This is a genomic window from Thermococcus sp. 2319x1 (assembly GCF_001484685.1).
GTDB lineage: Archaea > Methanobacteriota_B > Thermococci > Thermococcales > Thermococcaceae > Thermococcus_A.
This window is the reverse complement of record NZ_CP012200.1, coordinates 415,825-427,557: the sequence shown is the minus strand read 5'-3', so window position 1 is coordinate 427,557 and position 11,733 is coordinate 415,825. Positions and strand designations below refer to the sequence as shown.

The window sequence follows — 11,733 nt, the reverse complement described above, 5'->3', positions numbered from 1 at the left end:
ACAATTTGGAAAAGCATCAAAGCTTCAAGCAGTTAGTTGAGTCCAAGTATCCCCCTTTCTCCTTGTCCCAGTGGGAGTGATAAAACCACTCAGCAGCCTTGCAGTACTCAAAGAGCTCGTCCTCTTTAAAGTAGAGTGCTATTTCCCTTTTTGCGGTTTCCTCGCTGTCTGAGGCATGAACCACGTTATAAATAGCGTCTCCAACATCAAGACCATAGTCGCCCCTTATGGTTCCCGGCTCTGCATCTTTGGGGTCAGTTGCACCGCACATTTTCCTAACGACGCTTATGGCATGTCTGCCTTCGAGAACCATTACTACACTTGGCGCTTTGGTGATATAGTCTATCAAAGGCTCGAAGAAGGGCTTTCCTCTGTGCTCCTCATAGTGCTTCTCCGCTAATTCTCTATCAATGTGGATCATCTTCATTCCAATGATTTTAAGACCCCTCTTCTCGAATCTGCTTATAATTTCGCCTATAAGACCCCTAACAACGGCATCAGGCTTTATAATCACAAGAGTCCTTTCCGTCTTGTTCATTGACAACACCGAAAAGAATAACAGTGAAAGAATTAAAAAGGTTTGCGAACCAAAAGAAAAAAATAAAATACCAAAATAAACAATTTCATGCTCCAATTGTGATGACAACTTTTGGATGTCTCTCATCTTTTGGAATGTTTTCCAATCTTACTGGAATCCCTTTTCCATTAACTTGAACAAGCCATATTTGTCCGTTTGCAGTAGTTATCTCGTATTCAAATTCCCCATCTTTAACACCAAGCCCTATTAGCACTCTATCCACTGCAGAGATTGTTGTTTGTTTAGGAACCACTCTCTGAGGATTTCTTACAACTTTGAGAGGTTCGAACTTTAGCAGTTCATTAGGAAGTACCTTAAGATCATATCCCGTTAGTTGAACTGCATTTTCTTTTGTTAAAACGACTTTGTTTCCATTTTCTTCTTTGTATCCAGCGATAACTTTTCCATTCTCTATCTTGATGTATCCCTTGCTCAAAAGTGTGCCATTTACATAGAATTCTTGAGTATATTCAATGCTCATAGTAGTTAAGTCAACATGTCCCTTCTCGATAAGTTTCCCATGATACAGAAAGACTTCCCTAATCTCCCCATTCTCATCAGGAACAAGTTGATAGTTGTCGAATTCAACAGTTTGTACGTAGGAGTATCGTTGAAGTGCTTTTATTCCTTGTGCCACCATGTTTTCAGTTGGAGCTCTTCCATTCCCATATGCGAGAGCAAAGGTTGAAAACACTAAAAGAACACTAGCTAAAACTACAACAAGCTTTTTCACAATTCTCACCCCCTAATAAGTTTTTTCATAGTGCCATCCCGCCCACATTTCTGCTTCTACATCTGCCGGATAGGGATATGAATAAGATCTACTGAAGCCTGGAGAATAGAAGTAAAAACCTCTATAATATCCTGCCACATTTTCTATTGCAGCGGAACCTTGGGTAAAAGTTAGTATTCCCAACGGCCAGATATAGATATTGTAACATCCTTGTCCACTAATATATGCGTTCTCATATGAGGTTATAGTCCCACTGAGAACAAAGCTGCATGTTCCTACATCTTTCACATCTCTAAAGTAGGGACCCGGGCTATCCCACAGAACTACATCCCAGCTTTGAGCAGAGACTAACAGTGCCTCTGCTATTACACCCACCAAAATAAAGACAACCAATACTTTGCTTTTTTGCATTTGCCCCCCCCAATGTGGGTTTCATTATTCTTTAATGCCATGGAACTATATAAATTTTACTGTTCTAAGGGGCGTGTTTAGTTTCACCTCCCGTTACTTAAATAGTACTTGACTCTGAGGAGGATTTTCAGCGCATAACACATCACACCAAGCAGAATCCTCGTTACAGTAGTTTCTCTCAGAAAACAACGAATCCTACCGCCAAACCAGGTTGTAAAAGCACCCCAGAACCCTTCATGCGGATTCCTGTGCCTGTACTCCTTCTCAGAAAACACTTCATCCCTCTTCTTACTGCCAAAGCCATCCGGAGGATTCTTAGTCTTTTTGACAATCGGCAGATAACCCTTCTCCACCACAGTGTTCAGTACTTTTTTCGAATCATAAGCCCCGTCAGCGTAGAACTTCCCGGAACCTTCTGGCAGGAGTTCAATCAGCTCGTTTTCAGAAGTTGTGATTTTCACGGCGACTGGGTACAGTAAGCCTGGCAGGATTCTTGTTATTGCCTGGACTTTGATTTTTGTCTTTTTTTATTTGTGATGATTGTTGAGTCTGCTTGGGTGCTGGTGTAGGGTAGTTGTTGGAGTTTTTTCAGGAGGTGGTTTGTTAGTTCTTCTAAGTCCAGTTTTTTCTCCCAGTTGTGGAGGGTTGAGTAGTGGATGTTTGCTGCGAAGAGTTTTCTGCCGTAGTGTTGGGCGTCTCTGAGGGGTAGGTTGTAGTATTGTTTGAAGAGGAGTACTGCTATTATTGTTTTTACTGGGAATTTTTTGGATTTTGGTAGGTTTTTCAGTTTTCCTTCTGATTCTAGGTCTGCCAGGACGTCAAGAATTGTAAATGCTACGCTTTCGGGGTCTTTGAGTCTGTGATCCCATCTGGGGATCATGTGATCACCAGAAAAAATTCAGCAAAAACCCTAAATAAAAGTTACTATAAACACGCCCCTGTTCTAAGTAGTCGATATATGTAAATATGATTTAACAAAGAATATTTTACACTTGATGAAATAAATTTGACTTAACACCTATCAAAAAGTACTGGAACGAATAAGAATTGTTCCAAGACAAATCATACCAAACAAACTATAATATCCCGCACAAGGTTTATAACTCATCTCCACCTTTTTTCTCTGGTGAAGAAAATGGAGCTAAGGGAGACGATACTCAAATACGCACTCATCAATGCGATTCAACACGATGGAAAGGCAAATCCAAAGGCTGTCATAGGGAAAATACTCGGCGAGAACCCGGAGCTGAGGCCAAGGGCGAGGGAAATAATTCCCCTTGTAAATGAGGTTGTTCAAGAAGTTAACTCCATGAGCAAGGAGGAGCAGGAGGGAAAACTCAGAGAGATTTACCCGGAGTTCTTTGAGGGGAAGGAGGAGAAAAAAGAAGAAAAGAAAGGTCTCCCACCACTTCCAAAGGCAGAAAAGGGAAAAGTAGTTACGAGGTTTGCACCGAATCCCGACGGAGCCTTTCACCTTGGAAACGCGAGGGCAGCTATCTTAAGCCATGAATATGCGAGGCTTTATGATGGAAAGTTTATTCTAAGGTTTGATGACACCGATCCGAAGGTTAAAAGACCCGAGCCCATATTCTACGAATGGATTATTGAAGATCTAAAATGGCTCGGCTTCCAGATAGATGAAATCCACCACGCAAGCGACAGGTTGGAGGTTTATTATTCCTATGCAGAGAAGCTCCTTGAGATGGGAAAGGCTTACGTCTGCACCTGCGATCCAGAACACTTCAGAAAACTCAGAGACGAGGGAAAAGCCTGTCCCCACAGGGAACTTCCCCCAGAAGTTCAGCTAAGGGAGTGGAAAAAGATGCTCAGCGGAGAGTACAAAGAGGGAGAGGCTGTTGTTAGAATTAAAACCGATCTAAATCACCCAAACCCCGCAGTTAGAGACTGGCCTGCCCTTAGGATAATCGATAATCCCAATCACCCAAGAACCGGAAACAAATACCGCGTATGGCCTCTCTACAACTTCGCCTCCGCTATAGATGACCACGAGCTCGGTGTTACACACATTTTCAGAGGGCAGGAGCATGCCGAAAACGAGACAAGGCAGAGATACATCTACCAATACTTTGGATGGGAATACCCGGAAACAGTTCATCACGGAAGGCTCTCCATCGAAGGGGTAATTCTAAGCAAGTCCAAGACAAGAAAAGGTATTGAAGAGGGCAAATATCTCGGATGGGACGACCCAAGGCTTGGAACAATCAGAGCACTTAGAAGAAGGGGTATTCAGCCGGAAGCCATAAGGGAGCTTATAATCGAGGTCGGGCTCAAGAAGAGCGACACCACAATAAGCTGGGACAACCTAGCTGCAATAAACAGAAAAATAATAGAGCCAATAGCGAACAGATACTTCTTCGTTGCCGACCCGATCCCAATGGAGATTAGAGGTTATGAAGAAGAGTTTACCGCAGAGATACCACTCCATCCAGATTATCCCGAGAGAGGGGTTAGGAGACTCAAGTTCACCCCCGGAAAGCCCATCTACGTCTCAAAGGACGACCTTGAGCTCTTGAAGAGCAACGAATACGTTAGGCTCAAGGACTTATTCAACGTCAGAATAGTTAAGGCAAGCGAAGAAAAAATCATAGCGGAGTTTGACAGCGCTGAATATGAGAAAGCCAGAGAGCACAGATGGAGGATGATCCACTGGGTTCCCGAGGGCAAGCCGTGTGAAGTTCTCGTCCCGGAGGGAGATGAACTTATTGTTAGGAAGGGGCTACTTGAGAGGGATGCTAACTTAAAGGTTGACGATATCGTGCAGTTTGAACGCTTTGGTTTCGTAAGGGTGGACAAAGTTGAGGGAGATAAAGTGATAGCGATATTTGCTCACAAGTGACCCCCTTCTTTTTTCCACCCCAATACCCTCGACTGCAGATGCCTTTTCGGAAAAATCGTGAGAGGATCCACACCTCTTTCCCTTAAAAGATATCTCAGCTCTACTTCATAGTCGGATTTCTCAAGCTTTTCGCTCTCTTTAAGCTCCACCACGAAAAGCTTCTCCGTAAGTTCCCTTATCGTCTTATAGCCCAAACCGAGAAGGGGTCTTATGTACTGAACGTTAAACCTATCCTCAAGACTTCTCGTTTTTCTCTGATCAAGGAAGGGCACTCTGTCATCTCTTCTTGTTCCGTCGCTTATTCTCTCCACATGCCTAAGCTTTGCAACCTCCTCCAGAGCTTTTTCGTGGATAAACTGAATTGCATTGCTGGGATGAGAGTCCCTTATACACATCTCAGCCGCTTCCTCAAGAATTCCCCTGTCAAGGAAGATTACCTCATGGGGAAATCCAAGGGCTTTGGCAGTCTCTTTTGCATATTTCCAGCTGTCGAGGATTCCAAAGTTAACGGTAATGAGTTTTACCTCGTATCCAATCTTTCTCAAAATATAAGCCGCAAGCGAAGAATCTTTCCCTCCGCTGTAGAGGTGATAAACCTCCATGGGGCTCACCGGCAGTTAAAAAAGTTAAAATCATAGGGCACTCCAAAATGGATCCTTTTGGGCCTTCACTTTCGCAGTTTCCTTTAATGCCTTTATGTCGGTCTCATCCAGCATATCTCTGAGCTCCTTCGCGAGTCTTATTGCATCATCCCTGCTTATATCGACGTAAAGTATCTCCCCGGGATGGATGTGCCTCCCGACTATTGCACCCTCAATGGCTATAGCAACCTGATCTCCCTTCTTTGCTTCCTGCAAGAAGTCTTCTTTGGATTTTATTGATTTTATAACTCCAACCATCTCTCCATTCTGCTTCATAAGCGGATATCCCGGTTTTATCCTGCCTTCAATAACCTCTATTCCAACTATTGCTGGATGGCTTCTCCTGAAGATGTAGCGTTCATCTGGGAATATCTTAATTACTCCCGGGAACTTTGTTTGGGCTAAAAGTTCTTTTTTCTTCTTTTCTTCCTCAGCCTTCACCCATGCCTCGTAATCCTCTATGATTTTATAGATAACGTTGCCGACAAATATCGGGATCTTCTTGGCCTTTGCAACTTCCTCTGCGTCTTCATTGACCCTCACGTTAAAACCTATGACAACACCGTAGAGAGGTTCCTCCTCCTTTACGCTCAGTGCCTCCATAACATCCGTTTTGCTTATGTTTCCAACATCTGCCTTTCTTATTGGGACGTTCTTCGCTTGCAGTTCTTTGCTTAGCGCTTCGAGACTTCCTATTGTGTCGGCTTTTACAATAACGCCAACCTTGTCAGTGCTTATAATTACACTCTTTATCTGCTTAAGGATTTCTCTCCTTGCTTTCTCTATTTCTTCTTCAGTTCTCGCCGCTATAACAGGGGAACCTGCGAGAGCTTCCTCCAAGTTTGGGGCGGCTATCTTAATTCCAGCTGCAGCAGAAACCTCTTCCACCTGATCAAAGCGATACCTTGGATCCCTTATCTCATCCAAAGGTTTGGGCTTAAGGAGAGCCCTTATTTTTGTGACTATTGCCTTATCCTTGCCACCCACAACTATTACGTCGTCTTTTCTGAGGGTTCCATCATAGATTATCACGTCTATTGTTGTTCCAAAGCCTACTTCCTCCCTAACTTCCAAAATAGTTCCTCTCGCGGGACCTTCAACCTCTATCTTCAGCCTCTCTTCAAGGTACTTTTGGGCCAAACCCGCTATAAGAACAAGCAATTCTGGAAGGCCTATTCCATATTTGGCTGAAACGGGAACTATGGCGAGTTCCCTTCTGAAGTCCTGAACGCGATCAAACCTATTGGCCTGGAAACCAAGTTCATAGAACTTTCCTATTAGCTCCCAAAGCTTTGTCTCAAGCTCCTGAACTGCCCTTTGATCCTGCTTTTTGATGTTTACCAAGAAAGGCTCGTTTTCAACGATTTTCCATCCCTTAATACGGTCAATTTTATTTGCAGCGACAACAAAGGGCGTTCTGTATTTTCTCAAAATTTCTATGCTCTCGATGGTCTGAGGCTGAAAGCCCTCGTTTATATCAACCACAAGAACTGCCAAATCGGCTAAACTGCCTCCCCTTGCTCTCAAGCTCGTAAAAGCCTCGTGGCCGGGAGTGTCTATAAAGAGCAATCCCGGAAGTTTAATTTCGCCTTTCCACAAACTTAAAAGGGGTCCAGCAAGTTGTTTAACTACTTCAATAGGAACTTCAGTCGCACCGATGTGCTGGGTAATTCCACCCGCTTCTTTCTCAGCTACGCGGGTGTTACGTATTCTATCAAGCATTGTGGTCTTACCGTGATCTACGTGTCCAAGAACCGCTATAATTGGTTGTCTAATTTTTTTCATACTCTCACACTCCACAAAACTTTTGATGAGCGCTGTGGGATTAACTAAAACGCCCGCTTTTTAAAGGTTAGGGGTTAACCTTAAAAATCCCCATGCTTACCACATTTAGTGGTCATCATGGAGAGGAAGAGTATGCAAAAAGGGAAGAACTACTACAAAAAAGGAAAGGTTTTATGGGTTCTAAAATACGAAGAAAAGCTGTTTTCCAAGGTTTTGGGCACTTATCCCTATTATGTAGAAGTCGACTTGGCAAAAAACTCCAGCAGGTGCACCTGTCCTCAAGGAAAAGACTGCAAACACGTTGCCGCCACAATAATGGCCTTTGAAGAGGGATTCTACATAGAAAGTCATGAGCCACTCTCGGAATTTTTCCCCGAGGCAGCTTTAAAGAGATATATGTTCTATAAGAATCCGGAATTGGGACTGGAGATTATTTTAAAGGAGCTTCAATACCAGATAAACAACGATGAGAGCGGGAGTGAAGTAGCCAGACTCTTGGGGGAAGCCTTGAGGTTGTTCAGCCTTAATCCATCTAAAGAAAAAGGTTTTCAAATATTGGAAATTTTCAAGGAATTCGAGAGACTTTTTCCAGATTACAATTTAACCGGAGAGCTGAAAAGGAAGGTCAAAGAAACTCTAGAAGGGTGCTCTCTTTGAGTTTTTTCCTTAAAGAGTCATAAACCTCCTTCCCATCGAGGGTGAAGCTATAACTTACACCGGCTTCATCTAAAAGGACCTTCATTATTTGAAAGGCATATTTTGCCTTGGTGCCCTCCATCTCAACTGAGACAAAATAGTCCTTTCTTTTCCCGAGAATTACATCAAAATTAAGTCTTCCAGCAAGTTCTACGTCAAGAAAGGTTAATTTTTTCTGTGTTTTATATTCCTTCACCATAACGTTTGGGAACTTTCTCCTCAACTTTTCCACTATCTCCTCTACCCTTTTGTACTCTTGTTCACTGAGCTCTGCAGTGAGTTTGAGTTTTTCCACTATCATATGTTTCACCGAAAAGGTCTTCAAAAAAAGTCTTATAAAGTTTGCATCCCCTAAAAGCGCATCGGAAGGTGGTAATATGAAGGCCATATACAGGGGCATGTGTCCTAACTGTGAGGGCAGTATAAGTGATTTGCGTTTATACAGGAAGCATCCTTGTGAGGTCTGCCTGGATGAAGAAATAAAAGCCGAAGTATATTTTGATCTGATAAAAGGAATTAGGGATGCCCTAAAGCTCAGGGGGACTTTAAAGTACTGGGAGGAGTTGTATTCTCTTGAGAAAAAGTTGAACGAGGCTGAAGAGCTTTTCAAGAAAGCTACCGGCTTCACTTTTTGGAGTGCCCAAAAAACTTGGGTCAAGCGTTTGGTGAGGGGAAAAAGCTTCTCCATAATAGCACCTACTGGAATGGGAAAAAGCGTTTTTGGGGCTTTCATGTCGATTTACTACGCAAAACAAGGTAAAAAGTCATATATAATTTTGCCAACAACACCTCTGGTAATTCAGACAATCAAAAGAGTCCAGACATTTGCAGAAAAAGCCGGGGTAAGCGTTAACTTAGCTTACTACCACGGAAACATGAAGAAAAAGGAAAAGGATGAAATGCTACAGAAGATCCAGAGCGGGGATTTTGACATCCTTATAACCTCCACACAGTATTTGGCGAGGAATTTTGAGCTTCTCAAGGATAAAAGGTTTGACTTCATATTTGTAGATGATGTTGATGCTTTCCTAAAGGCTTCAAAGAACATAGACCGCTCCCTTATTCTCCTCGGTTTTACCGAAGAGATAATCCAGAAAGCATGGGAGATTATAAAGCTCAAAAAACAGATGGCAAAATACCTAAACGGCAACAGTAATGGCAAAAATGAGCAGTTAAAAGAGCTGAACAAGCAAATAAACGCAGTTGAGAGGGAGATTATAAAGTTTAAGCGAGAAAACAAAATTGGAGTTCTAATTGTAGCCTCCGCTACCGGAAGTGCAAGGGGAGACAGAATAAAGCTTTACCGTGAGCTTCTCGATTTTGAGGTGGGAAGTGGAAGATCTGCGCTGAGAAACGTCGTGGACAGCTATATCTTCCCCGAAAAACCAATAGAGGAGCACGTCAAAGAGCTGTTAAAAACTTTAGGCCCGGGAGGACTCATATTCGTCCCAATTGATCAGGGAATAGCGTATGCGGAGAAACTAACGAATTACCTGCAGGATTTAGGATTTAAGGTGGAGTTAGTCTCGGCAAGGAACAAAAAGGGGCTTGAAAGATTCGAGAAGGGGGAGGTTGATTATCTAATAGGAGTTGCCACGTATTATGGCTCCATTGTTAGGGGGCTTGATTTGCCCCACCTAATAAGATACGCCATATTTACCGGGGTTCCAAAGTTCCGGTTCAGCATAGACCTTGAACAGCCCACCATATATAGAGTTTTAGGGCTGATGAGTGAGCTCATGGAATTCCTCGAAAATGAAAACAGAAGAAACGCCGAAAAGCTGTATGCCAGGCTAAGGAGGCTCATAAGGAATATCCCACAGTTTGAAATCCTAAAGATAGAGGAGGCATTAGCTGAGGGATTGCCCTTAGAGGGGTTCTCAAATCACGTTCTTGAGGTCTTTAGAGAGGCCGTCGAGTTTCTTAGGAGCGTGTTGAGGAAGCCCGAAGTCCTAAAAAGAATAAAAGAAGATCCTTTTGTCAGCCTTAAGAAAGAGGAAGGAAAGTGGTACATAGAGATTCCCGACGTGAGGACGTACATACAGGCCACGGGAAGGACTTCGAGGCTTTTTGCTGGGGGTATTACAAAGGGGCTTAGCGTTGTGATAGTGGACAACGAGAAGGTTTTCAATGGTCTGAAGAGACAAATGCGCTGGCGCTTTGCAGAGTTTGAGATGAAGCCCTTCACCGAGCTCAGTTTGGAGGAGATACTGAAAGAGATTGACGCCGATAGGGAGAAAGTCAAGCTCATCATGGAGGGCAAGATAGCAGAGAAGACAAAAGATCTTGTAAAATCTGCCCTTATGATAGTGGAATCACCAAACAAGGCCAGAACCATTGCAAGTTTCTTTGGACAGCCAAGCAAGAGGCGTATCGGTGATTTGGTAGCGTATGAAGTAAGCATGGGAGAACTAATGCTCACCATACTGGCAAGCGGAGGGCATATGTTTGATCTCGTTACAAACGAAGGTTACCATGGAGTTCTGATAAAGGAAAACGACGGAAAGCTCTACTTTGTTCCAGTTTACGATACCCTAAAGCGCTGTAGGGAGTGTGGACACCAGTTTGTGGACTGGGAAGAGAAAGGAGTATGTCCCAGATGTGGTTCAAGAGACGTGAGGGATGCCCTCGAAAACGTGATTGCAATGAGGGAAATTGCCCAAGAGGTTGACGAAATATTGATTGGAACGGATCCCGATGTTGAGGGTGAAAAGATAGCATGGGACATAAGAAACGTCCTCTCCCCCTATGCCCCAACCATAAAGAGGATAGAGTTCCATGAGGTTACGAGGCCCGCTATTCTAAAGGCCCTTAAAGAGGCAAGAGATGTGAACGAGGCAAGGGTAAACGCCCAGCTTGTGAGGAGAATAGAGGACAGATGGATAGGGTTTGAGCTCAGCCAGAAGCTTTGGGAGGTCTTTGAGAACACCTATCTCTCAGCTGGAAGAGTCCAAACCCCCGTTCTGGGCTGGGTCATAGAGAGATATAAGGAGTTCGTGGAAAGTGAAACCGACTTCACGAGGCTAACGCTTGAAAACGACTTGGAAGTTACACTGGAGGGAGTTAAGGAAGAAGTTCAAGAAGTTATCGTGGAAGAAGTCCAGCTGGAAGAGAGAGATTTAAATCCCCTCCCACCGTACACCACCGATACAATGCTTCAAGACGCCTCAAGATTCCTAGGATTTTCGACCGACTACACTATGAGACTCGCCCAAGACCTCTTTGAACTCGGTCTGGTAACTTATATAAGAACGGATTCCACCCACGTGAGCAACGTTGGTGTTGAGGTGGCCAAGGAGTACATCACCGAAGAAATTGGCGAAGATTACTTCGCTCCGAGGAAGTGGGGTGAAGAGGGAGCACACGAGTGTATAAGGCCCACAAGACCCATAGACACTGGAAGACTCATGCAGTTGCTGAGGGATGGAATAATAACCCTGGCAAGGGGTCTAACAAGAGACCACTTCAGACTCTATGACATGATATTCAAACGCTTCATGACCTCCCAGATGAAAGCGGCAAAAATACTTTATGAAAAGGCAGTTATTGATGCAAAGGTAGCAAAAGCGGAAGTAGAAGGTTACGTGGAGATACTCTTCGATGGATGGACAAGGATTAGAACCCCACCTCTAAAACAGCTTCCCAAACTTGAAAAAGGACAGAGGATTAAGGTTAAGGACATCAAGAAATGGAGGGCCTCAAAGGTGCCTCTGTTTACTCAGGGAGACATAATTGCCCTTATGAAGGAGCGCAAAATCGGTAGGCCTTCTACGTATGCAAAGATAGTCAAAACTCTCTTAGACAGGCACTACGTTATCGAAACGAAGGGAAGGAAAAAGTTAGTGCCAACAGAACTGGGCACAAAGGTTTACCACTACCTGATCACAAAATACAAGGAGCTTGTGAGTGAGGAAAGAACCAGACAGCTGGAAGAACTCATGGATCTTGTGGAGGAAAACAAGGTAGATTACCAAGAAGTGCTGAACGATATGTACGAGGAGATAAGAAAGTACATTGCCTGATTTCCTTTTTA

General features: G+C 43.7%; 11 protein-coding genes. 3 read left to right on the top strand and 8 right to left on the bottom strand.

Annotated elements, in window-relative coordinates; translation table 11 throughout:
* Window positions 1-16: 16 nt before the first annotated feature.
* The 5 genes from ndk to ADU37_RS02345 form a co-directional block, all read right to left on the bottom strand.
* Window positions 17-538: a nucleoside-diphosphate kinase gene (ndk, locus tag ADU37_RS02365; protein ID WP_175059057.1), complete on the bottom strand. Its 522-nt coding sequence runs from the start codon at window positions 536-538 to the stop codon at window positions 17-19.
* 85 nt (window positions 539-623) lie between these two features.
* Entirely contained in the window at window positions 624-1,310 is a 687-nt protein-coding gene (locus ADU37_RS02360; RefSeq protein ID WP_058946110.1) for a hypothetical protein, read from the bottom strand.
* 12 nt (window positions 1,311-1,322) lie between these two features.
* Window positions 1,323-1,721 (bottom strand): hypothetical protein, encoded by a 399-nt coding sequence (locus ADU37_RS02355; protein WP_058946109.1) that lies wholly within the window; start codon window positions 1,719-1,721, stop codon window positions 1,323-1,325.
* An 83-nt stretch (window positions 1,722-1,804) separates the two neighbouring features.
* Window positions 1,805-2,182: a hypothetical protein gene (locus ADU37_RS02350; RefSeq protein WP_058946108.1), complete on the bottom strand. Its 378-nt coding sequence runs from the start codon at window positions 2,180-2,182 to the stop codon at window positions 1,805-1,807.
* A 35-nt stretch (window positions 2,183-2,217) separates the two neighbouring features.
* A complete protein-coding gene (locus tag ADU37_RS02345) occupies window positions 2,218-2,601 on the bottom strand; it encodes a hypothetical protein (protein ID WP_058946107.1) in 384 nt (127 codons plus the stop codon).
* Between the two features lie 255 nt (window positions 2,602-2,856).
* Between ADU37_RS02345 and ADU37_RS02340 the strand changes: the two genes are divergently transcribed.
* Window positions 2,857-4,578, top strand: coding sequence for a glutamate--tRNA ligase (locus ADU37_RS02340; protein ID WP_058946106.1), 1,722 nt, complete (start codon window positions 2,857-2,859; stop codon window positions 4,576-4,578).
* Here the strand turns inward: ADU37_RS02340 and ADU37_RS02335 are convergent.
* Both ADU37_RS02335 and infB read right to left on the bottom strand, forming a co-directional pair.
* Window positions 4,569-5,180 (bottom strand): asparagine synthase-related protein, encoded by a 612-nt coding sequence (locus ADU37_RS02335; RefSeq protein ID WP_058946105.1) that lies wholly within the window; start codon window positions 5,178-5,180, stop codon window positions 4,569-4,571. The two genes, ADU37_RS02340 and ADU37_RS02335, sit on opposite strands and share 10 nt — an antisense overlap.
* Before the next feature lie 30 nt (window positions 5,181-5,210).
* The gene (infB, locus tag ADU37_RS02330) at window positions 5,211-7,004 is read right to left on the bottom strand and encodes a translation initiation factor IF-2 (protein WP_058946104.1); all 1,794 of its coding nucleotides are present in this window, start codon (window positions 7,002-7,004) and stop codon (window positions 5,211-5,213) included.
* Between the two features lie 117 nt (window positions 7,005-7,121).
* Between infB and ADU37_RS02325 the strand changes: the two genes are divergently transcribed.
* Entirely contained in the window at window positions 7,122-7,661 is a 540-nt protein-coding gene (locus tag ADU37_RS02325; protein WP_058946103.1) for an SWIM zinc finger family protein, read from the top strand.
* Here the strand turns inward: ADU37_RS02325 and ADU37_RS02320 are convergent.
* Window positions 7,630-8,001 (bottom strand): hypothetical protein, encoded by a 372-nt coding sequence (locus tag ADU37_RS02320; protein ID WP_058946102.1) that lies wholly within the window; start codon window positions 7,999-8,001, stop codon window positions 7,630-7,632. The genes ADU37_RS02325 and ADU37_RS02320 overlap by 32 nt on opposite strands.
* Before the next feature lie 76 nt (window positions 8,002-8,077).
* Between ADU37_RS02320 and rgy the strand changes: the two genes are divergently transcribed.
* Window positions 8,078-11,722: a reverse gyrase gene (rgy, locus tag ADU37_RS02315; RefSeq protein WP_058946101.1), complete on the top strand. Its 3,645-nt coding sequence runs from the start codon at window positions 8,078-8,080 to the stop codon at window positions 11,720-11,722.
* Window positions 11,723-11,733: the final 11 nt, after the last annotated feature.

Bases quoted from the DNA above. Each gene is read 5' to 3' on its own strand.
- rgy (WP_058946101.1), top strand. From the start codon at position 8,078: ATGAAGGCCATATACAGGGGCATGTGTCCTAACTGTGAGGGCAGTATA.
- ADU37_RS02335 (WP_058946105.1), bottom strand. From the start codon at position 5,180: ATGGAGGTTTATCACCTCTACAGCGGAGGGAAAGATTCTTCGCTTGCG.
- ADU37_RS02320 (WP_058946102.1), bottom strand. From the start codon at position 8,001: ATGATAGTGGAAAAACTCAAACTCACTGCAGAGCTCAGTGAACAAGAG.
- ndk (WP_175059057.1), bottom strand. From the start codon at position 538: ATGAACAAGACGGAAAGGACTCTTGTGATTATAAAGCCTGATGCCGTT.
- infB (WP_058946104.1), bottom strand. From the start codon at position 7,004: ATGAAAAAAATTAGACAACCAATTATAGCGGTTCTTGGACACGTAGAT.
- ADU37_RS02355 (WP_058946109.1), bottom strand. From the start codon at position 1,721: ATGCAAAAAAGCAAAGTATTGGTTGTCTTTATTTTGGTGGGTGTAATA.
- ADU37_RS02325 (WP_058946103.1), top strand. From the start codon at position 7,122: ATGGAGAGGAAGAGTATGCAAAAAGGGAAGAACTACTACAAAAAAGGA.
- ADU37_RS02345 (WP_058946107.1), bottom strand. From the start codon at position 2,601: ATGATCCCCAGATGGGATCACAGACTCAAAGACCCCGAAAGCGTAGCA.
- ADU37_RS02340 (WP_058946106.1), top strand. From the start codon at position 2,857: ATGGAGCTAAGGGAGACGATACTCAAATACGCACTCATCAATGCGATT.